The organism is Rhodobacter flavimaris (genome assembly GCF_021378075.1).
Taxonomy (GTDB): Bacteria; Pseudomonadota; Alphaproteobacteria; order Rhodobacterales; family Rhodobacteraceae; genus Rhodobacter; species Rhodobacter flavimaris.
Genome location: NZ_JAJUOS010000017.1, coordinates 1 through 23,738, shown reverse-complemented (window position 1 = coordinate 23,738; position 23,738 = coordinate 1). Strand labels below are relative to the sequence as shown.

Annotated in this window: 22 protein-coding genes and 1 pseudogene; 22 read left to right on the top strand and 1 reads right to left on the bottom strand. The window is 61.5% G+C overall.

The features are described from left to right. The first annotated feature begins 340 nt into the window (after positions 1 to 340). The 20 genes and pseudogenes from repA to LZA78_RS16420 all read left to right on the top strand — a co-directional run bounded on the left by repA (position 341) and on the right by LZA78_RS16420 (position 17,444). A complete protein-coding gene (gene repA, locus LZA78_RS16515) occupies positions 341 to 1,540 on the top strand; it encodes a plasmid partitioning protein RepA (protein WP_233678026.1) in 1,200 nt (399 codons plus the stop codon). Next, positions 1,540 to 2,508, top strand: coding sequence for a plasmid partitioning protein RepB (gene repB, locus LZA78_RS16510; protein WP_233678008.1), 969 nt, complete (start codon positions 1,540 to 1,542; stop codon positions 2,506 to 2,508). Before repA ends, repB begins: the two co-directional genes overlap by 1 nt. A gap of 240 nt (positions 2,509 to 2,748) precedes the next feature. Continuing rightward, on the top strand, positions 2,749 to 3,804 hold the full coding sequence (gene repC, locus LZA78_RS16505; RefSeq protein WP_233678007.1) for a plasmid replication protein RepC: 1,056 nt from the start codon (positions 2,749 to 2,751) through the stop codon (positions 3,802 to 3,804). A gap of 106 nt (positions 3,805 to 3,910) precedes the next feature. Continuing rightward, on the top strand, positions 3,911 to 6,079 hold the full coding sequence (locus LZA78_RS16500; RefSeq protein WP_233678006.1) for a ParB/RepB/Spo0J family partition protein: 2,169 nt from the start codon (positions 3,911 to 3,913) through the stop codon (positions 6,077 to 6,079). Positions 6,080 to 6,178: 99 nt separating this feature from the next. Further along, on the top strand, positions 6,179 to 6,652 hold the full coding sequence (locus LZA78_RS16495) for a UCP036055 family protein (RefSeq protein ID WP_233678005.1): 474 nt from the start codon (positions 6,179 to 6,181) through the stop codon (positions 6,650 to 6,652). A 387-nt stretch (positions 6,653 to 7,039) separates the two neighbouring features. Beyond that, entirely contained in the window at positions 7,040 to 7,204 is a 165-nt protein-coding gene (locus LZA78_RS16490; protein WP_010138195.1) for a hypothetical protein, read from the top strand. A 254-nt stretch (positions 7,205 to 7,458) separates the two neighbouring features. Then, on the top strand, positions 7,459 to 8,511 hold the full coding sequence (locus LZA78_RS16485) for a hypothetical protein (protein WP_119400686.1): 1,053 nt from the start codon (positions 7,459 to 7,461) through the stop codon (positions 8,509 to 8,511). Between the two features lie 754 nt (positions 8,512 to 9,265). After that, a complete protein-coding gene (locus LZA78_RS16480; protein WP_008335991.1) occupies positions 9,266 to 9,670 on the top strand; it encodes a single-stranded DNA-binding protein in 405 nt (134 codons plus the stop codon). 71 nt (positions 9,671 to 9,741) lie between these two features. Continuing rightward, positions 9,742 to 9,912, top strand: coding sequence for a phage holin family protein (locus tag LZA78_RS16475; RefSeq protein WP_161600721.1), 171 nt, complete (start codon positions 9,742 to 9,744; stop codon positions 9,910 to 9,912). A 199-nt stretch (positions 9,913 to 10,111) separates the two neighbouring features. Further along, on the top strand, positions 10,112 to 11,407 hold the full coding sequence (locus LZA78_RS16470) for a reverse transcriptase domain-containing protein (RefSeq protein WP_050772063.1): 1,296 nt from the start codon (positions 10,112 to 10,114) through the stop codon (positions 11,405 to 11,407). A gap of 172 nt (positions 11,408 to 11,579) precedes the next feature. Further along, entirely contained in the window at positions 11,580 to 12,779 is a 1,200-nt protein-coding gene (locus LZA78_RS16465; RefSeq protein WP_038073808.1) for a hypothetical protein, read from the top strand. Positions 12,780 to 12,904: 125 nt separating this feature from the next. Next, on the top strand, positions 12,905 to 13,345 hold the full coding sequence (locus LZA78_RS16460) for a JAB domain-containing protein (RefSeq protein ID WP_233678004.1): 441 nt from the start codon (positions 12,905 to 12,907) through the stop codon (positions 13,343 to 13,345). A gap of 110 nt (positions 13,346 to 13,455) precedes the next feature. Next, on the top strand, positions 13,456 to 13,974 hold the full coding sequence (locus LZA78_RS16455) for a DNA repair protein RadC (protein WP_233678003.1): 519 nt from the start codon (positions 13,456 to 13,458) through the stop codon (positions 13,972 to 13,974). 97 nt (positions 13,975 to 14,071) lie between these two features. Further along, entirely contained in the window at positions 14,072 to 14,563 is a 492-nt protein-coding gene (locus LZA78_RS16450; RefSeq protein WP_233678002.1) for a DUF6878 family protein, read from the top strand. A gap of 10 nt (positions 14,564 to 14,573) precedes the next feature. Then, a complete protein-coding gene (locus LZA78_RS16445) occupies positions 14,574 to 14,951 on the top strand; it encodes a DUF6915 family protein (protein WP_233678001.1) in 378 nt (125 codons plus the stop codon). Between the two features lies 1 nt (position 14,952). Further along, positions 14,953 to 15,147: a hypothetical protein gene (locus LZA78_RS16440; RefSeq protein WP_233678000.1), complete on the top strand. Its 195-nt coding sequence runs from the start codon at positions 14,953 to 14,955 to the stop codon at positions 15,145 to 15,147. A 72-nt stretch (positions 15,148 to 15,219) separates the two neighbouring features. Then, positions 15,220 to 15,642 carry a hypothetical protein gene (locus LZA78_RS16435; protein WP_233677999.1) on the top strand — a complete coding sequence of 141 codons (423 nt, stop codon included), beginning with the start codon at positions 15,220 to 15,222 and terminating at the stop codon, positions 15,640 to 15,642. Then, positions 15,635 to 16,279: pseudogene (locus LZA78_RS16430) on the top strand (DUF8835 domain-containing pootine). The gene LZA78_RS16435 and the pseudogene LZA78_RS16430 overlap by 8 nt, the downstream one beginning before the upstream one ends. 65 nt (positions 16,280 to 16,344) lie before the next feature. Beyond that, complete coding sequence (locus LZA78_RS16425; RefSeq protein ID WP_028095451.1) at positions 16,345 to 16,746, top strand: MbcA/ParS/Xre antitoxin family protein; 402 nt, start codon at positions 16,345 to 16,347, stop codon at positions 16,744 to 16,746. Beyond that, positions 16,743 to 17,444: an RES family NAD+ phosphorylase gene (locus LZA78_RS16420; RefSeq protein ID WP_028095452.1), complete on the top strand. Its 702-nt coding sequence runs from the start codon at positions 16,743 to 16,745 to the stop codon at positions 17,442 to 17,444. The genes LZA78_RS16425 and LZA78_RS16420 overlap by 4 nt, the downstream gene beginning before the upstream one ends. A 220-nt stretch (positions 17,445 to 17,664) precedes the next feature. Here the strand turns inward: LZA78_RS16420 and LZA78_RS16415 are convergent, their stop codons facing one another. Continuing rightward, entirely contained in the window at positions 17,665 to 17,961 is a 297-nt protein-coding gene (locus LZA78_RS16415; RefSeq protein ID WP_233677998.1) for a hypothetical protein, read from the bottom strand. Between the two features lie 177 nt (positions 17,962 to 18,138). On the opposite strand from LZA78_RS16415, the gene LZA78_RS16410 reads away from it, so the two are divergent. Both LZA78_RS16410 and LZA78_RS16405 read left to right on the top strand, forming a co-directional pair. Next, the gene (locus LZA78_RS16410; RefSeq protein WP_233677997.1) at positions 18,139 to 22,593 is read left to right on the top strand and encodes a strawberry notch family protein; all 4,455 of its coding nucleotides are present in this window, start codon (positions 18,139 to 18,141) and stop codon (positions 22,591 to 22,593) included. 3 nt (positions 22,594 to 22,596) lie between these two features. Continuing rightward, entirely contained in the window at positions 22,597 to 23,628 is a 1,032-nt protein-coding gene (locus LZA78_RS16405; RefSeq protein WP_233677996.1) for a DUF7146 domain-containing protein, read from the top strand. Positions 23,629 to 23,738: the final 110 nt, after the last annotated feature.

Genomic DNA, 23,738 nt, shown 5'->3' with positions numbered 1-23,738 from the left:
GTCGCTCAGCCAAAATCTTCCAGAATCATCGCCTCAATTGGACTAAGATCACCTAAATATCCAACAAAGCCTTGGGGTTAGTTGGCGCGAGCAGAAAATATCGCGAAGGATACCAACCTCGCCAGGCTCGGTCTTTATCGTTAATAATCAATGCGTTAGACAGCACAGACCCCACGCGGCCAAATTGGTGCTGTGGATAACTTTTCCACTACATTTAGATTCTTCTTGCCGGACTCAGATGTTCGTGGCATTTCCATTCTGACGGCAAAACGCGTCAGACGCGGCTTCGACCGTCAGAATGACGAAGAGCCTTAGCAAAGGCCATGAGAGGCGGCAGAACATGGATGATCGAAATACGGGCTACGCGCAAGGAATAGGCTCTTCCGACATCGGAGCATTCGCAGACAGTCTTGCTGAGTCGCTTGACCGGCAGATGAAAGTTGCGTTCGAGCCAGAAGAACGCAAGTCCTTGCGCCGCTTCAGCTCGACCGAGGTCGCCGAGTTGCTGCGCGTTAGTACGTCGAACCTGCGCAACCGCCACAAAGATGGCAGCTTCCCAGAAGTTCACACTGACGGTCGTGGTCATAGGTTCTACACAGCCGAAGAAGTTGACGACCTCCGCAACATTTTGGCGCGGACAGGCAAAAATGCTGACGCGTACAGACCTGGCCGCCGAGACGGCGACCGTCTTCAGGTCATTTCGGTCGTGAATTTCAAAGGCGGCAGCTCGAAGACAACAGCGACGATCCATTTGGCACACAGGTATGCCCTTCGTGGCTACCGCGTGCTTGTGCTGGACCTCGACCCACAAGCCAGTTTGACGACATTTTTCGGCTTCCGGCCTGAGCTCGAATTCGCCGAAGGCGGCACAATCTACGACGCATTGAGATACGATGATCAGGTGCCGCTCTCGGAGGTCATCCAGAAAACATACTTCCACAAGCTCGACATGGTCCCGGCTGGCTTGATGTTGTCCGAGTACGAAACCGAGACAGCGAATGCCCTTGCGCGCAGGGTTCAGCCGATTTTTGCAGAGCGTCTTGCTCTGGCGCTAGAGGAAGTCGACTCAGACTATGACATCGTGCTGATCGATTGCCCTCCGCAGTTGGGCTTCCTGACATTGACAGCATTGGCAGCGTCCACGGGCTTACTTGTGACGGTCGTCCCCGGCATGCTCGACATCGCTTCGATGAGCCAGTTCCTCAAACTCGCTTCGGAAACGGTCAAAGCCGTCGAAGAGGCGATTGGACGACATGTCACTTGGGACTTCGTAAAGTTCCTGATCACACGCTACGAGCCGTCGGACGGACCACAAACGCAAATGGCCGGGTACCTACGTTCAATCCTTGCGGGCCAAGTGATGACTGAACCGATGCTGAAGTCGACAGCCATTTCTGACGCCGGCATGACTCAGCAAACCATCTATGAGGTAGACCCGAGCCAGCTCATTCGGAGGACCATTGATCGGGCTTTGACCAGCGTGAACAGCGTTGCCGATGAGCTGGAGCAGACAATCCAAATGGCATGGGGGCGTCGCTGATGGCTCGAAATATCTTCAACCAGCCACCGAAAGACGAGAAAGAGTCGGCAGCCCCCTCCCCTGCCCCGGTCAAATCCTCGAAGCTACCTGGCTCGGTTGGCGGATTGCGGGACTCTCTCCGGGAAATCACTGCCAACTCAATCCGAGATATCGAACCCGACCGGATCGATATGGATGGCCTCCGGGATCGCCTGATCCTGGAAGATAGTAGCATTGAAGATCTCGCCGAAAGCATTCGCAAGCATGGTCAGCAAGTGCCGATCATGGTTCGCCCCTCTGACCAACCGGATCGATACCGCATCATCTACGGGCGTCGCAGACTTGCAGCCATTCGAAGAGTTGGTGGAACCGTCAAAGCGATCGTTCGAACGCTCGATGATGATGCTTCTCTGATCGCGCAAGGTCAGGAAAACAACCTGCGGCTGGATCCGTCCTTCATTGAAAAATCTCTTTTTATCAAAGAGATGCAGGAGGCCGGTTACAAGCCTGGCGTCATTCAGGACGCCCTAGGCCTCACCCGGCAAGGTGTGTCGAACCATCGTGTAGTCATCGAGCAGCTGCCTGACGAACTTGTCCGGCTTATCGGCCCGGCTCATGGCGTAGGTCGACGCCAATGGGGTGATCTTGCTGCACTTTCAGAGAAGGTTCCGCTTGTCGACATTGCGCGTGAGACACTTGCCTCTCTGCCTGACACCACTCCAAGCTCGGACAAGTTTCAAGCCGTCTATGTTGCTTGCTCCAGCAAGGCGCGTGGCGCAGCCGACCAAAGCGCCCGTGGCCAAACGACCGTGGTAAAGGACAATAGTGGTAGCCCTGTCGGCACACTTTCAGTCGATGGCAAGTCGATCGCTATCAAGATCACCCGCAAGGACAACCCGGAATTCGGCCAATGGCTCGAAGAGCGCGCGGAAACCACGCTGCGACAGCTTTTTGAACAATGGCAGAATGAGAGAGGCTCGGGGAGCTGATCCCCGGTCATAACCAAAAACACGAGCAGAGGAGAAAGGCGAAGACCAAAAAGAAAAGAGCCCCCCAAGGTTTCCCCCGGAGAGCCCTCATCATCTGATTAGCACCTGTGATGTAGCAATCTCCGACATACCGGTCAAGAGTCACCGATTCGGTGGACGTCTTTTTGTTGCCTTTTCTCGCCAAAAACAGCGGGAAGAGCCGGGGAAGTTGTGGGCCACAACGGTCGTCGTTCAACAAACATGGCATTCACAAAGCTTTCCGTTCAGACCTTTGGCGTCGGCAAGGGCACCCCCGCCACGTCAACACCTGAAACCGACATCTGGGCAGTCTTCCGCGCGCTCAGAGATACTCGCAGCCTGTTCGGTCTCCGTCCAGGACATGTTCAAACGCTCCAAGCGATGCTGAGCTTTCTCAAGCCTGGGCATGGAGACACTGTCTTCGCTTCCAACGACGAGATCTGCCGTCGAGTTGGCGGAATCGATGAACGAACCCTCCGTAGGCACATCGATCGCTTTGTTGAACTCGGTTTCATGAAGCGCCACGACAGCCCAAATCGCAAGAGATACCGAGTGAAGTCCTCCGAAGGTCAGTCCATTAGCTATGGGTTGTCGCTGGCTCCGTTGCTCGCGCGTGCCGGCGAACTACTTGCGACAGCCCAAGCGATGGAAAACGCTCGTCGGGATCGCGTGTTTTTGCGAAAGCAAATCCTAACCAAACTTGCTCAGATCGACGAAGCTGACCCCGAGAACGAACTCACTCATCAGGTACGCCGAGTTCTTCGGAGGAAGCTCTCGACCGCGGAGTATCGTACTTTGCTCGGCGAACTGGAGGCTCAATGCAAACAGATGTCCACCGCGGTGGACGCACCAGAAACAATGAAACTGCCCGCCAATGACGGGCAAACTGTCCGCCACCATTCTAAGTCTAAAAAAGAACAAAAAGATTTAGAAAGCGGGACCAACAGCGAAACACTTCCCCTGCAAACGCTCACAAGCGTTTGTGACCAGGCTACATCGTTCGCAGCCAACACACTTAGGAACTGGCACGATGTCGAAAGCCACGCGAGAACGCTCGCTCCAATGATGGGAATCCACGAAAGCACCTTCGAAAAGGCTGCTAGGAAGATAGGCTCTCAAAAAGCATCATGCGCCATCTTCATAATTCTCCAGATGAGCAATCGCATCCGAGACTTTGGAGCGTATTTCCACAGCATCACGCTCGGTCGCAGAGAAACTGACTTCAACCCATCACTGTTGTTGGAGAGGCTTTCTCGTTCTGGGGCAGCAACTGCGTGATGTCCACCGCGGTGGACATATTGAGAGGGAGAGATGGGCTGTGAAAGAGGTGACGGGAAGTGAGATCGGAAGAGGGGCTTCCGGCGCCCGTCGTGGAGAAGAACTGATGGCGAAATCTGCCCAGAACATCACCCTGTCCCCGTCCCGGGACATTCCCTTCGACAAGCTCGTACTGAGCCAGTCCAACGTCCGGCGCATCAAGGCCGGCATCTCGGTCGAGGAACTGGCCGAAGACATCGCCCGCCGCGGGTTGCTGCAGAGCCTGAGCGTTCGGCCCGTTCTGGCGGATGACGGGTCCGAGACCGGCAAGTTCGAAATCCCCGCTGGCGGCCGGCGCTTCCAAGCACTCTCGCTCCTGGTGAAGCAGAAGCGTCTGGCCAAGACGACGCCCATCCCCTGCATCTTACGGGATGCCACTTCCGCGATCCTCGCCGAAGACGACTCGCTCGCTGAGAACATGCAGCGTGCAGCCCTGCATCCGCTCGATCAGTTCCGCGCCTTCGTTGCTTTGCGGGAGAAGGGTCAAGGCGATGAAGAGATCGCAGCCGCCTTCTTCGTCACGCCGCAGGTGGTGAAACAGCGCCTGAAACTCGCCGCCGTGGCCCCTGCCCTGCTCGAGCTTTATGCCGAGGACGAGATGACGCTGGAGCAGCTGATGGCCTTCACGGTCAATCCGGATCACGAGCGTCAGGTTCAGGTTTGGGATGCGATCAAGTCGTCGTGGAACAAGGAGCCCTATCAGATCCGGCGGATGCTGACGGAAACCTCTGTCCGCGCCTCTGACCGTCGGGCCGTCTTTGTCGGTGTCGAGGCGTACGAGACGGCTGGTGGCACCATGTTGCATGACCTCTTCCAGGGCGATGACGGCGGCTGGCTGGAAGACCCTGCCCTGCTAGATCGTCTGGTCAGTGAGAAGCTTCAGGCTGAAGCCGAAGCGATCGCGACCGAAGGTTGGAAATGGATCGAGGTCTCGCTCGATCTGCCCTATGGCTACAGCCACGGTTTGCGGCGGCTGAGCGGAGACCCGGCGCCGATGACAGATGACGAAGGCGCGGCCCATGCCAAGCTGCTTGCCGAGTACCGGGCGCTCGAGGAGGAATACGAGGGTCAGGATGAGTTCCCCGAAGAGATCGACGCACGTCTTGGCGAGCTGGAGGTCGCGATGGAGAAGCTCGAGGCCCGGCCGCTCATCTTCGACGATGAGGAGATCGCGAGTGCAGGGGCGTTCGTGACGCTTGACCGCTATGGCGAGCTTGCCGTTTATCGGGGCTTCGTACGGCCCGAGGATGAGCCGCGGGCAGACGTCGACGTCCACAGCGGTGAACAGGCGGCAGACGGGCAGGGCGCTGAGCTTTCAGCGGGGAGCCATGTGGATGGTGTTGGCCATGGCACGGTGATCACCTCTGCTGGTCAGGCGCTTGGCGCCAACGTGCCCGACGACGAGGATGATGGTGCGTTGAAGCCCTTGCCTGAGCGACTGGTCATGGAGTTGACGGCGCACCGGACATTGGCACTGCGCGAAGCTGTCGGGCGCTCCCCCGACGTCGCGTTGACGCTGCTACTCTCGAAGCTCGTCAACGACACCTTCCGGACGTCCAGTTCGGCCGGCGGCTGCCTCGAGGCCTCGGTCCGTCACGTCTACATGTCGGCTCAGGCGAGCGATCTGAAGGATAGCGTGGTGGCCAAGCTGGTCGACGATCGCCACACGGAGTGGGAGGCCGACTTGCCGCTCGGCGACGATGCCGCGCTCTGGGACTACCTGACCTCCCTTGATCAAGGGAGCCGGCTGTCGCTGCTCGCGCATTGCCTCAGCTTCGGGATCAACGCGCTCCATGAGAAGGTGAACCCCTATGGTGCCGGTATCTCCGCCAGCGGTTTGACCAGGCGGATGACCCAGTCCGACTTGGTCGCACAGGCGGTCGATCTTGACATGGTCGAGGCGGGTTGGGAGCCGACGGTCGATACTTATCTGAACCGTGTGCCCAAGGCTCGGATCCTCGAGGCCGTGCGCGAGGCGAAAGGGGAGGGGACAGCGCAACTCCTCGATCACCTGAAGAAGGGCGAGATGGCGACCGAAGCCGAGCGTCTGCTGAAAGGTAGCGGCTGGTTGCCGGAGGTTCTTCGCCGTCACGACCTGGTAGCACTCGACGGTGCGGAAGGGCAGGGGGCGTCTGAACCCGTTTCCGACGCCGGCCAGGCCGAGGATGTCGACCTTCCCGCCTTCCTCACCGCTGACCTGCCGGGTGATGATGCATCGATGATGGCTGCGGAGTGATCCGCGCCATCCGAGGGCGGGTTTCCCCGCCATCAATCACATAAAAGTAAACAATATCAATATGATGAATGCAAAATGACGCATTCAGGATGAGGAATCATGTCTGCAACCACCATTCTCGATGATGCGCCCCTGGGGGCGCTCATTCGCTATACCGACAGCAGTCCCAAGCCGCCCGCTCGGTTCACAAAGAAGCTCGCGGCCTGGGAACGCTCGAACGGCGTCGGCCGTCTCGTCAAGAAGGAGCCACCGCGACCCTATCCGACCTGGACTGCGCCGGCGTCGTTCACGCTGCACGAGGGGAACTTCTCTTCGGACGGGGTCATTCTCGTGACGATCATGCGGACTCATTCGGCGGATAGCGCCTTGACCTTCGAGGTCGCTGAGGAACCACAGCCTGGGCAGGTGCGTGTTCTGCTGGATTTCGGCGGTTGCACGGAGCTGCTCCACCTGGCCGAGTCTGTCACGGCTGCGGAACTCTGGATCGCCAGAGAAGGCTATCGCAACGCGCGGCTCGAGATCGTCGGCAGCGAGGGCGGCGATAGGGCAGGGGATGCGGAACTTGCCGCCTGAGCCTATGTAGAACCCAAGGGCCCGCCAGAGCGCGGGCCTCTCACCCATCACGACCCTTTCCCGCGAGATCGCGGTGCACCATAGGATCCATTCCAACACGGAACGAGGTCTTCTACCAAGAGCCTGCCCGGGAGGCTGGCAGCGATAGCATCAGCGGGACACCCGGCTCCAGTCAGCGGTCGCACAATCCCCCGCTCGCCATTCCCTTCCTTGCCCCGAATCCCGTCTTCGAGATCAACCCGTGAGGGGTCGGACTACGGGCGAGCCCGTGCCGCCGGGTGGATTCGGACGAGCCGAACGCACCCGGTGATGTCAGCCAGTCTTCGGGCCTGCGGGGTCCTGTCGCGCGGGGGATGGTCCTCCGCCTCCAAGACAGGAGCCAAACAGATGTCCCGCAAAGATGCTCACGCCTTCGCCGCTTCCCTCGCCGCCACGCTCATGGTCTCGATCGTCGTCTTCCAGGCCGGTGATGGAACCTATGGCGCCGTCCCCGCTGATGAAATCGACGGAGACGAGGTTCAGGTGGTGGGTGAGATCGACCCGTGGGCGTGAAGCCAACGGGGTCGAAGACGGCTCGGGTTCAGAGCAAGGCTCCGATCCGGGCCTTTCGCCTGTCCACCGTTCCGGCCGACCGGCAAAATGAGCCGACGATGGTCGACATGCCTTTGCATTAAGAAAACAAGCTCGAGCGTCAGCCAATCTGACTTTGCCCAGACATCAGCGGTCAATTGTAGTGCAATGAATGCAGCTTGAACATCGTCAGGGTTCGTCGGAAACTGCGTTGTATTTGGTTCAGGTTACGTCGCATGCTCTACAAATCATTGATTTCCTTATACGGTTCATCGCTTGCGGGTAAATCGGCTCCTGCTGACGACTTAGTTTGGCACTTTACGCCGTCCGAGGATCTGAGGCTTTTTCGCGAGTATGCGCTCGATGCCCTGCAGCAGGCGAAAGTGTACCTGCTCGACCATATGGCTGCAGCCTATGCCGATACGCTTCATGACGCAGTCGCCAAGCAGGCTTCGGAAACCGGTCTTCCCGCAATGGCCATTCTGGGTGAGGTAAAGCTCCCCGCCGACGTTGTTTGGGTCGAATTTGATGATCGAGAGCTGGGTGTCGCGCGCTTTGAACGGGCTTCACCTGTAACGAGACATGACGACAAACCCATAGGCACTGGTCTACGCGGCTATCTCATCGATGATCGAAACAAGGGTCACTTGCGCATCACGATGTTCCATCGCCGCGAGAATTCGCGGGTCGTCGACCCAATCTGCGCTTTGCTTGTGAAGCGAACTCCGACAGGCGAATTGAACTACGACAACGTCGAAGTCGAATTGAGCCGTTCCATGGTCGATTTTCGTGTGCGGAGCGGTGATACGAAGGAAATGATCAACGGTCGGCGCACGGTGCACCAAGTTGAAACAGGTTACGATCTTTTCATCCCCTACGCGCTCTTTGCGATGCTGGTTTCCCCGGACTTGGGTGGCATCATTCCCACGGAAAACGAGACGTTCACAGCCAAGGATGCAAAGACCGCTCGAAAGTTCGGGAAGTCCTGGATTCTTGGCGCGCAGAAATCCCATCTTACAATCCGCATTGGTCCGCAGGCCGCGGCTCACATGCAGGAGCGGCAGGCTCGCCTTGAGTTCGAGCGTGAGGTCCAGGACGGGCGAAGCGGCCCTGTTCGCCATTGGGTGAGCGAACATGAGCGGCGCTATCGCAGCGGTAAGGTTGTGTTGGTGAAGGGGCACCACAGAGGTCAATTGCCTGCGCCTAATCTGCCAACGCGTGTGATGGGACCAAAACCCGACGCAACGATTTTCGAGTTGGACGCAGTTGATCCGTCCAACCCAGACTGAAACCGGCGTTTTCCGCGCGGCCATGTCGTCGGCCGTCAATCTATCGCCGCCACATCGACGAATAGCCGTAGTTTTCGGCCGTGACCTGACTAGGTCGGCGCCAAGAGCTCAGGGAGCCGGAAATCCGACGATACCGGCGCACAAGCGGTTTCCACTCTCCCCGATCAGTTAGGCCAGGAAGTAGTCCATACCTTGGCGATGGCTTCCGCCTTGGTGCAACCTTTCGCCATGCACCAATCCAAGACCGTGGAGAATGCCCCGGCGACTTCCTTTTGCATTTTCTGCAGAGCGTTGGGCGACAATGTCCCGAGATCGAAATCAGCCGTTGGTGCGGTTCGTGTCCTGAATATACCGGTATCGATAGCCTGTCTCGGCAAGGCCCTGCATTTCCCTGCAGGGAAGGGCAGGGGGGCGAGAGCCGATGATCGACATTTGCGCCGCTGGTGGGGTGTTGGGTTTTGGGTCAAACAATCCCTATTGGCAAGGGGACATGGTCCGGCATGAGCTCCCCGCATCTCTCTGTCTCCTGGGTCATCCCTTCGACTGACAATCCCCTAATCCCGTTCGGTCTCCTGCGCGCAACCCCGCGTCAGTCCGGGCCGTGTTGGCCGCCTTTGGCGTCCTGCCCGCTCCTCCCCGGTCCTCTGGGGGTGTCCGGCGTCCGTTCCGTCCACCGTGCACGCGTCACCCGACGGGCTTTTTCAGGGTCTTGTCGAAGGGACGGTCCCGAAGACAGGAAACACAGGAGCTTATCATGCAGAACATCGTCATCCTCGCCGGCAACATCGGTCAGACCCCCGAAGTCCGCACCACCCAGAGCGGCACCAAGATCACCAACTTCAGCCTCGCCACCTCGCGCCCCCGCCTCTCGGAAGGCCGTGTGATGCGCGACGAGAACGGTTACCGGGTCATGGACACCGAATGGCACCGCATCACCTGCTTCAACGGTCTCGGCAAGACGGTCGCGGAGCACTGCGAAAAGGGCATGAAGGTCCTCGTCCACGGTCGCATCCACTACACCAAGTGGATCGACAGCATGGGGAACGACCGCTACGGCTGCGAAATCATCGCCGAGAAGGTCGACTTCCTGAGCCGCCCGAAGTCGGCCGAGAACGAAAACCCCGAGCTGGTCGACCGCGACGATGAGATCCCGTTCTGAGGAACGGGGTCTCCCCCTCGGGCCCGGCGGGGAAGCTTGCCGGGTTTTCCAACTGCTGACACCAACGCTGATTGGCAAAATTGTTTTTTCGCAACCTTGAATTGCCGACACTCGCTCACCAAATCGTTATTGCCCGCGGGAAATGGCCCACGGGTTTGGCCGTTGAACTTGTCAACTTCTTTATGGTGACCTGGCAGCACGATGCCGAACAGCATCGCCGCGACCAGAGCCAGACTGAATGAGACACTGAGCATAGCTCGGACCTCCACGGTTACATTATACCACCTCGCGTTTCGAGACCCGTGTCTGCGAGGCGTTCGGAAGTGAGACGCTGAACGTATACGCTGACAGAAGGTGGCGTGCGTTCGGGGGACGCCCGGCCTAACAAACCGGAGCCCAGGGTCAGGGCCAGTCCTCCGAACTCTGCGACAAGGAGGCTGAATGCCGCTCGATTGGTTTAAGTCTAGAGGCTACCGCCATTTCGATCTTCCCGTTGGCGAGAAGTTCGCTGGCAAGGCAATGGACCCGGACTTCGTGCTCAAGCACTCCTTCCTCCCACTCCTGCACTACACGAAATCCGAGAAACGCTACAAGAAGTGCCCGAAGACAGGGAAGCGGACGATCACTTCGAAGGACCGCCCGATCAAATACGCATCGCACCGGGACGCCTGTATACTTTCGTTCTACGCCAGCGAGATGAATAAGTTGCTGGACGCCCATTATAACGCCGCGGGCCTCTCCGATAGCGTTTTGGCCTATCGTGCACTCGGGCGTGGTAACTACGATTTCTCGGCGGAAGTGCTTGCGTTTGCCAAGACCCATGCCCCCGTCACGATACTGGCGTTCGACGTCAGCAGCTTCTTCGACAACCTTGACCACACGCTCCTGAAACGCCGCCTAAAGGCAGTGCTGGGCGTAACCTCGCTGCCCGAACACTGGATGCGCGTGTTTCGGGCGATCACCGCGTTCCACTATGTTGATATGGAAGAGCTTAAGGCGAACGCCACGTTCTCCTCCCGGCTCAAGGAGAAAAGCCGCGACCGGATCGCCAGTGTCGAAGAGCTCAAGGCCAATGGCATCAAGTTTCACCCCAACCCCGAACTGGCAAAGGGGCATCGGCGAGGCATCCCTCAGGGCACCCCCATCAGCGCAGCAGCTTCGAACCTGTACATGATTGATTTCGACGCGGCAGCGCACGCTTTCTGCGACAGCATCGGTGCTTTGTATCGCCGCTATTCGGACGACATCTTGGTGATCTGCGCCCCTGCTCACGCCGCAGCAGCCGAAGCCAAAATCATGGATCTCATCAAGGCAGAGAAGCTGGATATCTCTCCCCACAAGACCGAAAGGACCGAGTTCACGGGTACGGGCGTCGTAGCGGGAAAAGCAGCACAATACCTAGGCTTCTCGCTCCACGAAGAGGGGCCAGCCATTCGAGAAAGCTCCCTCGCTCGGCAGTGGCGAAAGATGCGAAGGGCGATGCGCCGAACCCGCAAGATCGCGGAGAGAAACATCGCATCTGGAAAATCGACTAAGGCACACACCAAACGCCTGTATCGCCGTTTCACCCACCTGAAGGTGCGTGACGACGAAGGTGTTCGGATCGTACGCAACTTTTCTTCCTATGGGCGGCGCAGCGCCTCCGCATTCGGCGATGACGAAAAGATCACTCAGCAGATCAGGCGGTTTGAACGTGCCGCGCTCCGTGAGATCCAGGAACTCAAGAAGATCAAATAGACTTGCTCCTCCGCATGTTGGACCCGATTGCGTTTTCCCGATAGTGCATTGACATCGACGCGGAAGTTAACGCGGCGGAGCCGGCCGCCGAGAGTGAGAGGAGTGCCGGTTTCCCGGTGACGGGTTGAGGGCTGGGAGAGTGGCTCCCGGCGCCTGTCGCGGGAGATAGCCGATGGGCGTTGTGGAAGTTATGGATCCGGTTCAGCCGGCGCGGGCCGGTGGCTGGAAAGTGGATGTGAGCCGGGGCGAGCGGAACGGGCGGGTGTCGTCCGAATGGTTTAACCGGCCCGATGACGAGCGGTACCTGTCGCTCGACGATCTCTGGGCCAATGTGAAGGGTCGCTCTGAGCGCAGCCGCAGCCGGGTGGTGCAAACCGCCGACATCCGTGTCGAGGCTGCGCGCGACAGTGCAGAGCGGCTGCACTTGGTTCTTCCGAAAGCGCATGAGCCGGTCGCGCCCACGCACTGGGCCTTCGGCCAGCTTGCGAGCATTGTCGGCGCGCCGGCCTCCTACCTGCGGCAGTTGCCCGCGCCGCTGGCGGGGATCAACCTGCAATACGGTTTGACCAACCACCGCGCCGAGCAGGTGAAGACCTTCGAGACGGAGGATGGCCGGACCGAACTGCGCGCCGTGACCGGTCCCGACTACGGTCGCATCCATGACTTCGAGCTTGTCGAGGCGGTGCAGCGCATTGCGGGCAATGGCACCGGCGACACGCGCTGGAAGGTGCCGGGTGTGCTTGACTGGTCGACCGGGGTCTATAACCCCGACGTCGAGATCAGCCGTGACACGACCACGCTCTACGCCTCGGACCGCGACGTCTTCCTGTTTCTGGTCGACGATCGCAATCCGATCGAGGCGGGCAAGCTGGCGGACGGCTCTCCCGACCTCTACTTCCGGGGATTTTACTGCTGGAACTCCGAGGTGGGGGCGAAGACCCTTGGCATGGCGAGCTTCTACCTTCGGGCGGTGTGCCAGAACCGCAACCTTTGGGGCGTCGAGGATTTCCAGGAGATCAAGATCCGCCACTCGAAATACGCCGCCTCCCGCTTCGCCCATGAGGCGGCCCCGGCGCTGACGCGGTTTGCCAACTCCTCGCCGCAAGGATTCGTGAATGGGATCAGGGCAGCACGGCAGCAAGTCGTGGCGCGCAGCGACGAAGACCGTGCGGATTTCCTGCGCAAGCGCGGTTTCTCGAAAGCCGAATCCGGCAAGATCATCGAGAAGGTGCTGATGGAGGAAGGCCGCCCACCCGAGAGCATCTTCGATTTCGTGCAAGGGATTACCCGGCTTGCGCGCGACAAGACCCAGCAGGATGCGCGGCTCGACATGGAAGGGCGCGCCAAGAAGCTCCTCGACCGGGTCGGCTGACGCGAAGCCCGGCACAGCGACCGCCTGCACCCGCGGCGGTCGCGTTTTTCTCTTCCACATGCACGCCACTGGCCCCGCCCCGAGAGGGCAGGGGACTTCGGTGTGCGCAATTCAGCGAGACCCCCATGACCCCCCAGGAACAAACTGTCATCCTCGAGGCCCGCGACATCCTCGGCCGCTACCTCAGCCAGAACCCGGTCATCGGCAGCTGGCAAGCGCTGATGGACTATTGTGCGCTGACGGTGCGCGGGCCGATCGAGCGGTTCCACGTTCTCTATCTCGACCGCAAGAACCGCATCATCGCCGATGAGCTCTTGTCGATCGGCACGGTCGACCATGTCCCGGTCTATCCGCGTGAGGTGATCAAACGGGCTCTGATGCTGAACGCCAGCGCTCTGATCCTGATCCACAACCACCCGTCGGGCGATCCGACACCGTCGGAGGCCGATCTCAGCATGACCGGGGAGATACAGAAGGGGTGTAAGTTTCTCGGCCTGACGCTGCATGACCACATCATCGTCGGCGCCGGGACGGAACTGAGCCTGCGGGCCCTGGGCAAGCTTTGACGCGCCTTGCGAGCCTGCCGCCGTCACCCTTCCGAGGACGAGGGCGGCGGTTCGGTCATTGATGGTTTGAAGCGGGGTGAGAGGCTCTCCGCACCGTCGGAGATATGCCCATGTTCGACCTTCCCTCCCAGGCTCAGATTTCAACGCGGCAAGCCGGTTTTCCGCCGAGCTTCCTGGCGGTTTCTGCAGATCAAGACTTGCCGTTTGCACTCACGACGGCTTGCCATGTGCCCGCGGCTCTCATGTCCGGGCAGGCACACCCCAAGGTACTGGAGCGGTTTGCAACGCTGGCCGACGCCATGCAGGGGGCAATCGTTCACGCCGAAGATATCTATCCTGAAGAGGCGTCGCGCATCCTGGCGATCCTCGATCGGGAGGGCCGCCTCGTTCTGGCCGGGGCTACCAATGCTGGCGGGGTCGCATGGTGCCACCCGGTCTCGAACGCCGCTGAGGCCCGCGCCGTCGTGTCCGAGGCCAGCCAGACCCGCGCTCAAGCCATGCGAATGGCCGGGCGTAAGGAATACGACCTCGCCCGACGGCTGCGGCACCACGCCGATCTTCTCGATGCCCGTCTTGTCGATCCGCTCTGGCGCGTCTTCGCGTCTCGCGCCCTGCAGATCGCGGCGTGACGTCCAAGAGTCAGAGAAGGGCAGGGGAGGATGTGAGCCTATGGGGACGAGAGAGAGCCCCGGGGTTCAGATCCTTTCCCCCATTCCGGAGTTTCCAATGTCCATGATCGAACCCACTCTGGCCGCGCCGATGGCGCCGTCCAGGATTGATTTCACCGCCGTGCTGGCCCGGCAGGCCGAGCGCGACGCGCGGATCGCAGCTTTGCTTCCGGCCAACAAGGAGCGCCTCTTCGATGGCCTGTCTGCCGCGGGCATCACCCATGTGACCGTGAGCTTCGACGGCTATGGCGATAGCGGCCAGGTTGAAAGCATCAGTGCCTACGCTGGCGAGACCGAGGTTGCTTTCCCCGAGACCCAGATCGCCTATACCGCATTGACCTGGGACGACCCGGAGGTCGAGATGCGGGAGCTTTCGCTCGAAGATGTCGTGGAGCAACTGGCTTACGACTTCCTTTCTGATACCCATGGCGGTTGGGAAAACAACGACGGCGCTTACGGCGAATTCTGCTTCGACGCGAGCGCGCGCTCCATCCACCTCGAGTTCAACGAGCGCTTCACCTCGTCCGAACTCTACACCCATGAATTGTGAGGAGGCGGCGATGGCACATCCATATCACCACGCCCTGTCTTCGGTGAAAAAATGGGGCGGCACGGTCGAGGATTACCTCGCCGTGCATTCCTGGTTCGACTCCTCAAAAGCCCATTCTGCGGATTTTCGGCACAGAGCTATGTTTCATCATTCGGCAGGAATCTGGCTCGCCGAGACCATCTTCGGGCCGACGATCACCCTCTCCACCGGCCGAGTGATCCCGACCCGATGGGTGGGCGAGCAGCACGTCCGTGAGGATCTTGGCTTCATTCCGAGCTTCACCGACTGGGTCAAGGCGATCCGGCCAGAACCTTGGATGGGCCGCACGGAGAAGATCGAGGCACTGGTCGACCCACATGCTGCCCCACCCGTCCTAGAGGTCCGCTGACATGAGTCGGGCCTACCTCAATCTCGGCGTCTCTCCCGGGATCACGCCGCTCGCAATGCTGCGCATTGCCATCGGCCGCCTGCATCCTGACACGCTCGCCGTCCGCAGCTGGCGCACGGCGCGCAAGCGCTATTACCGCGAACTCTTGCAGGCTCATGCAGAGGCTCAGGTTCGGGCGTGCGTCGCCTGCGAGTGATCGGCGCCGCTTGACCCACGTCTTTCAACCCGCCCGGCCTTCTGGCCGGGAATTCTCATTTCTGGAGGCATCATGGCCGACTATTTCACCCACTTTTCCTGCATTCTCGACGTGGGTTCGCCCGAAAAAGCCACTGCGGCGCTTGATCTTTTGTCCCGCCTGCATCTCGACGAGGAAGGCGCCGACGAGCCGGAATACGCGGGCTTTGCCTTGTCTCAGCAGGACGGACCCGAAGGTTCGATCCTCTGGTTCCATGACGATGACGGGCAAGGCGATATCGAAGGCGTCATCAGTTTCGTGTTGCGCCTGGCGGAAGAGATCGACCTGACCGGCCTCTGGGGCTTCGAGGTCGCATACACCTGCTCTCGGCCCCGCTTGGACGCCTTCGGCGGTGGCGCGCATGTCATCGATCTTGGTGCGCGGAAATCCATCGGCTGGACCAGCACGCATGAATGGCTTGAGGCCGCGTTGCGTGGGGAGGACTTCGATGGCTGAGGTTGTTTGCACCACCGTCTACCAGTTTCCCGAACTCTCGGATGCCGCCAAGGAGAAGGCGCGCAGCTGGTATCGCGAGCTTGGCCCCCATGACGATTGGTGGGACGCGGTCTATGAGGATTTTGAGCGGGTCTGCGAGATCCTCGGCATCCGCCTGAAGACGACCCCCGTCCGTCTAATGGGCGGCGGGACGCGGGCCAAGCCCTGCATCTGGTTCTCCGGCTTCTGGAGCCAGGGTGATGGAGCTTCGTTCGAAGGCTACTGGTCCCACGCCAAGGGCGCCGCCGCGCGCATTCGGGACTAAGCGCCCACGGACGCGACGTTGCACGGCATCGCCGACCGGCTGCAGGCCATCCAGCGGCGGAACTTCTACCAGCTCGCCGCCGAGGCCAGCCACCGTGGCCGCTATTACCATGAATACACCATGTCGGTGGACGTCACGCGCGACAGCCCGACTTGGCAGCCGCCGACCGAAGACGCGGAAGACGTTGTGACCGAGGCGCTGCGTGATCTGGCCCGCTGGCTCTACCGCCAGCTTGAAGCCGAATACGACTACCTCACCTCGGACGAGGCCATCGACGAGGGGATCATCGTCAATGAGTATACGTTCACGGAAGGAGGGCGGCGGTTCGGGTAAAAGAGATCAAAGCACAAGGTTCATTTGATCTTTACAGCAGGTCCATATGGACTATATTGAAGCCAATGGAGGACGCCATGTACGTTGCAGAGAAAATCCGGGAACCCGCACAGATCAACGCCGTCGCGTTGAAAGCTTATGCACGCGTGGCCGATGCTTGGGGTCTCAGTCTCAAGGAAGCGGCTGGCCTTGCCGACATGTCAGAGAGCACGTGGAAGCGCGCCAAGAAGCCGGATTTCGCCGGAGAGCTCACCAAGGACCAACTGCTGCGGCTCAGCGCTGTAATTGGCATCTTCAAGTCGCTCGAACTCTACTTCTCGGAACCTCTGGCAAAAAGCTGGTTCACCCGACCGAACAAGGGGCCGCTCTTTGGTGGAAGCCGACCAGTCGACACCGCCATCGACGGGGGTTTGCCGCAGATCCTCGCGGTTCGGACCTATCTTGATGCGTTGCGTGGTGGGGCATGAAGCAGACCGAGATTTCCGATCGCGGTCTCGTTCGTCTCCTGCCCGCCACTTACCACAAGCCACCATCGCTGCGCGGTCTCGTCGATACGGATGACGAGATGGAGATCTTGGCAGAGATCGAGGGCCTGACCAGTGGACGTCTACAGGCCGAACGCGGGCGCAACCCGCATCTGGACCCGCGCGAACTCGCTTGGCAACGCCGCAGCCGCGATCTGCGCATCTATGGGGACAGTCACGTCAACGCAGCCTTCACTTACACCCGCGCCGGCGGAAATCGCTTCAACGCCGAGGAGCGCGGCGCGTGGTACTGCGCATGGGACGTGATGGTTTCTGTCAGCGAAGTGGCCTGGCACCGCACACGCGAGCTCGGCTTTACCGGCAGCTTCCACGACAGCGCTCGCTATGTGGAATTGCTGGCCGACTTCATCGGCGTCTTCGACGACATGACCGATGAGGCAGGTCATCCGGCGCTGCATCCGGATCCGGCTGTCGGGTATCCCGAGGGCCAAAGCCTGGCACAACATCTGCGTCGGGGTGGATCCAAGGGCCTGATTTACCCTTCGGTCCGGGCTCCTGCACCGGGCGGTAATTGCCTGGTCTGCTTCGAGCCCCACGCAATTCAGAACGTTCGTCCGGGCGCGTCTTGGGATCTTGTGTGGGATGGGACACCGCACTACTCGATTGCGGCTGTCGGCTGACAAGTTACAGCGCATGCGCCTTTGGGGGTCCGAAGAAATGAAACAGGCAAACGACAACAGCGCGGACGTCACGAACTTGAAGCCATGTGACCATCAGCCGTTCTTTGAGGCGTTGGACTGTCCGCCCCCACCGACCGACGCACTACGAGCAGCGTTTCGTAGGCGGAGGGAAACTCTGGTGGATTCTTGCGCCGACAAGCCATCCACCAGCTGACACCCGTCACCTGTTCCCGTCGATCCACTTCGACATGAGCCCCTTGTCGCGGAAGCATTCGTCCGGAACGGCGCGCCGTTTGATCCGGGCGAGTTTCTCAGCGAAGGCTACCTGCTTGGACGTGGGCAGCCGGTCCATGTCCGATACCGGCTTCAGCCGGGCCTGAGCCTCGATCCAAGCGCTCAAAGATCGCCGGTCTTGCTGAACCTCCCAGGGCAGGAGCGTCCGATTGCGCTGCGCGAGCGACCGCGCATAGGCGATCTGCTTGGGCGTTGCGGGAATGGCGTGCGTGATGCTTTCCATGGGAGAACTCCCTTTCTGGCTTGATTCTGAAAATAGAACATAGCGGGAACAAAATCAAGCCAAGCGTCGGGGAAACCTTGGTGCGAGAGGAAGAGAAAGGCCGGGAAAGATCAGGTCTGAGGGTGCCCGAGAGAGGGTGCCCGGGGCCGACCCTGTTCCTCATTCCGGAGTTTCTCGATGACCTATCTCGCCGCTGTTGCGCAGGCGTCCTTGCCTGCGCCCGTTGTTCCGTTGGCAGCAAATCCTGCCCCTGCGATCGTTGCTGTTGCCGAAGCGCTGCAGCCCGATCTGGCGCAAGGGCTTCAGATCGACGCGCTGCGCCTGCGCCGCGAGATGGAACATGCCTTTGGCGGTTCCGATGCGACCGGCGCCTGGGACTGGAAGCTCGCCTATGAGGCGGGCGAAGTGGCGCTGGTTCTTTTCTTGCGGAAGTTTGGCCGCGCGCTGCTGGCCCGGGCCGGCTCGCCTGCGGCGCTCTTGCCGATCCTCGCCAAGGTGGCAGGCCTCTTGCCCACGCACACCCGGCGGTCGGAAGATATGGAGCGCTTTCAGCAATTCTCGACGCCGCTGCCCATGGGGCTCGCGGCTGTGGCGGCAGCACAGATCACGACCTATGATCTTGTCCTAGAGCCGTCTGCCGGGACAGGGCTTCTGGCGATCCTCGCCGAGATCGCCGGCGGCACTCTGGCTCTGAACGAGTTGGCGGACACCCGCGCCGACCTTCTGCGCCTCCTCTTTCCGGGGCGTCCCGTGTCCACGTTCGACGCTGCGCAGATCGACGATCATCTCGACGCGAGGATCCGCCCAAGCGTCATCCTGATGAACCCGCCTTTCTCGGCTGTGGCCAATGTCGATGGTCGGTCGACCGAGGCGACGGCCCGACATCTGCGCTCGGCCCTCGCGCGCTTGGCCCCCGGCGGACGGCTCGTGGCCATCACCGGAGCCGGTTTCGCGCCGGATGCGCCTGCCTGGGCCGAGACCTTCGGCCGTCTGACCGAGACGGCCCATCTCGTCTTCACCGGCGCGGTATCGGGCGCGGCTTTTGCCAAGCATGGCACCAGCTTTGAGACGCGGATTTCTGTCTTCGATAAATGCCGCGGCGGCGAGCCGGGCGGCATCACGGCTGACCTGCGCCAACCCACGTCCCCGGACGTGGCGCATCTGATGTCCCGGATCACCGCAGAGGTTCCGCCGCGCATCGAACTGGATCCAGCTCCTGCTGCGGGGCAGGGCCATTCTTCCCCCTTTCCGGGAAATTCTCACCTCACCACCCGCAAACCCGTCAACCGATCCCGCGCGACCTCCGCAGCTCAACCGGCGAAATCAGACACACCGATCGAGGCCGAGGAACTAAACTACGCACTCCGCGACGCCGCCGAGGACGAAGACGCCGCACGGCTGTCCGACGCGATCTACGAGACCTTCCGTCTGCAGGCGATCGACATCCCCGCAGCGACCGGACACCCGACCAAGCTTGTGCAATCGGCGGCCATGGCCTCTGTCGCACCTCCGAAACCGAGCTATCGCCCCAAGCTTCCGGCGGCCGTCCTGCGCGACGGCCTGCTGTCAGACGCGCAGCTCGAGACCGTTATCTACGCGGGGGAGGCGCATGGCGCGCGTCTCGCGGGCTCTTGGACCGTCGATGAGACCGGAGACGTGGTATCCGCTGTTCCGGAGGACGCCGCTGACGCTATCGGCTTCCGCCGGGGTTTCTTCCTCGGCGATGGCACCGGGGCGGGCAAGGGCCGCCAATCGGCCGGGATCCTGCTCGACAATTGGTGCCAGGGCCGCCGCAAGGCGCTCTGGATCTCGAAAAGCGACAAGCTCCTCGAGGACGCGCAGCGCGATTGGTCGGCGCTTGGCCAGGAGCGGCTTCTGGTGACGCCGCTGTCGCGTTTCGCACAAGGCCGCGACATCCCGCTGACCGAGGGAATCCTCTTCACCACCTATGCGACGCTGCGCTCGGAAGAACGGGGTGCCAAGAAATCCCGCGTCGACCAGATCGTCGACTGGCTCGGGGCGGATTTCGACGGGGTGATCCTCTTCGACGAAAGCCACGCCATGGCCAATGCCGCCGGATCGAAGGGCGAGCGCGGCGACACCGAGGCGTCGCAGCAGGGCAGGGCGGGCCTGCGCCTGCAGCACAGGTTGCCCAATGCCCGCGTGGTTTATGTCTCAGCCACGGGGGCCACGACGGTACACAATCTCGCTTATGCGCAACGCCTCGGGCTCTGGGGCGGCGGGCCCTCCGCTTGCGCTCCGGGCGTTCAGGATTGGCAAAGCTCCACTGGAGCTTCGCCTGCCCCTTTGGGGCACCATCCTTCACTCCCCTTCGCCACCCGTGCCGAATTCGTGGAAGCCATTGAGGCTGGCGGTGTCGCGGCGATGGAGGTTCTTGCCCGCGACCTCCGGGCGCTTGGCCTCTACACCGCCCGTTCGCTCTCCTATGACGGCGTCGAATACGAGATGCTGGAACATGCGCTGACGCCCGAGCAGCGCGGCATCTATGATGCCTATGCCGGGGCTTTCGCCATCATTCACAACAACCTCGACGCCGCGATGGAGGCGGCCAATATCACCGGAGACTCGGGCACCCTAAACCGTCAGGCGAAATCCGCTGCGCGGTCGGCTTTCGAGAGCACCAAACAGCGCTTCTTCGGCCATTTGCTCACTTCGATGAAGACCCCGTCGCTGATTTCCAGCATCGAGGCCGATCTGGCTGCAGGCCATGCGGCTGTCATCCAGATCGTCTCGACGGGCGAGGCGCTGATGGAACGCCGCCTGTCGGAGATCCCAACCGACGAATGGAACGATATCCGCTGTGACATCACGCCCAGGGAATATGTCCTGGATTACCTTGCCCATTCCTTCCCGGTGCAGCTCTACGAGCCTTTCACCGACAGCGAAGGAAATCTCTCCTCGCGCCCCGTCACGCGAGACGGGCAGCCGGTCGACTGCCGCGAAGCCGTCCGCCGGCGCGATGCGCTGATCGAGAAACTGGCTTCGCTGCCGCCGGTGCCGGGTGCGCTCGACCAGATCGTCCAGCGCTTCGGCACCGATCTCGTGGCCGAAGTCACCGGGCGCTCGCGGCGCATCGTGCGGAAGGGCGAAGGGCATTCGGCACGGCTCGTGGTGGAGAACCGGGCTGGAGCCGCGAACCTCACTGAGACCCAAGCCTTCATGGATGACGAAAAGCGTATCCTGATCTTCTCGGATGCCGGCGGCACCGGGCGCAGCTATCACGCCGATCTCGGGGCGAAGAACCAGCGCTTGCGGGTCCACTACCTCCTGGAACCCGGCTGGAAGGCAGACGTGGCGATTCAGGGCCTTGGCCGCACCAACCGCACCAATCAGGCGCAGCCGCCTCTCTTTCGGCCGGTCGCCACCGATGTGAAGGCGGAGAAGCGGTTCCTCTCGACCATTGCGCGCCGTCTCGACACGCTTGGCGCCATCACGCGCGGCCAGCGCCAGACCGGCGGGCAAGGCTTGTTCCGTCCCGAGGACAACCTTGAGTCTCCTTACGCCCGCGACGCCCTGCGCCAGCTTTACCGCCGCATCTATCGCGGCGATCTGGCCGGATGCTCGCTCGGGGCCTTCGAAGATGCCACCGGTCTCAGCCTGACAGACGACAACGGTCTCAAGGATGACCTGCCGCCGATCACGACCTTCCTCAATCGCCTGCTGGCGCTGACGATCAACATGCAGGCCGTGCTGTTCGCGGGTTTCGAGGAGCTGCTCGATCAGCGAATTGAGGGCGCCATCGCCGCCGGGGTCTATGATCTCGGGCTCGAGACACTCCGTGCCGAGAGCTTCCGGGTGACCGACGCACAGGTCATCTACACCCATCCGGGCTCCGGCGCGGAAACCCAGCTGCTGACCATCGCGGAAAAGCGCCGCAACACGCCTACCTCGCTGGCCGATGCGCTCGAATGGCTGGATGACCCGCAGGCGCGGCTTCTGGTCAACAGCCGCTCGGGCCGGGCTGCCGTGCAGGTTTCCGCCACCAGTCACATGCTGGACGATGGGACCATCGAGCCGCGCCTGCGCCTGATCCGCCCGCTTGATGCCAGCACGGTCTCGGCCAAGGTCATGGAGGACACCCACTGGCTCGAGGCCGACCGCGCGGCCTTCACAGCGGCGTGGACTGCGGAACTGGCCGAGGTGCCGGAGTTTTCGGACTCCACGCTGCACATCGTGGCAGGTCTGCTGCTGCCGATCTGGAAGCAGCTTCCCCAGGATGAAACTCGCGTCTACCGCCTGCAGACCGATGACGGGCAGCGCATCATCGGCCGCCGCGTCTCGCCTGCCTGGGTCGCGACCACGCTGGCCGCCGATGCGCCCAAGCTCTCGGCCGCACAGGTCCATGCCCTCGTTCTGGAGGGCAAGACCGTGGTGCGCCTGTCGGAAGGGATGGAATTGCACCGCTCGCGCGTCATGGGCGCGAACCGGATCGAACTGTCGGGCTTCTCGGAGGCAGCCAAGGATCGGCTCAAGGCCGATGGCTTCTTCTCGGAGATCATCAGTTGGAAGCTTCGGCTGTTCTGCCCGACCGACGCCGATGGTGTCGAGATACTGGATCGTCTGCTTGCACGTTGTCCTGTCGCAAGGCTACATGATCGCGGAGGTTGTTAACCCATGTATTCCGAGACCGAAGACCTCGTGCGCGATCTGGCAGAAAATGCCGAAGGCGTTTGTCGTGCCTACCTTCCCGCCGGACGACGGGAAGGATCCTACTGGATCGTGGGTGACCTGCAAAACAATCCTGGCCGCTCGCTCTTCGTGCGGTTGACCGGGCCCACGTCGGGGCCAGGGGCAGCGGGCAAGTTTACGGATGGGGCCACAGGCGAGCATGGCGATCTCTTGGACATCATCCGCGCCCGGACGGGGATCACGCGCTTCCCCGACCTTCTCGCCGAGGCCCGAGCGCATCTTGGCCGTCCGCAGCCGGTCGTTCCGGATAGGCAAGAGCCGAGGAAGGCCAAGGCGCCCGGTGGCACTCCTGTGGCGGCGGCGCGCTTGTTTGCTGCCTCGAACCCGATCACAGGCACGCTTGCCGAGACCTACCTCCGTTCCCGAGGCATCACCCAATTTGGCGCGAACGGTGCCCTACGCTTCCACCCGAAGTGCTGGCATCAGGAAGAGGGGCAGACCCGGAGCATCCCCAGACCTGCGATGATCGCGGCGGTTACCGATGGGGCAGGGGCAGTGCAGGGCGTGCATCGCACCTGGTTGGCAGCTGACGGGCAGGGGAAGGCGGCAGTGAATCCAGAGCGTCGGGCTATGGGTCACCTCCTCTGCAATGCTGTCAGGCTCACCCCGCACGATGACATCCTCGTCGTCGGCGAGGGCATCGAGACCATGCTGTCCCTGTCCGAGGCGGCCCCCGGCCTTCCCGTCTGGGCGGCTCTCTCGTCGGGACACCTCGGGGCGGTCCTGCTGCCGGAGGGGCTCCAGCGCCTCTACATCGCCATCGACCGCGATCCGGCTGGGCAACGAGCGGCAGAGAAGTTGAGCGCCAGAGCCTCCGAGGTCGGGGTGCGTGTGCGGGTGCTGGAACCGCGGCTCGGGGATTTCAACGATGATCTTCGGGCGAACGGCAAGGACGCGCTGCGCCAGCATCTGGCAAGTCAGATCGGGCCAGAGGATCGGCATCGCCTGCCCAGCTGAGCTGCATCGCGCAGGGGGGGGGCTGGGAGTGCGGGGCAGGGGGCTGCATCCCAGTCGTGGCTCCGGATCGTCGTCCTCACCCCATCCCGGGCCTTGCGCATCCACCCGTC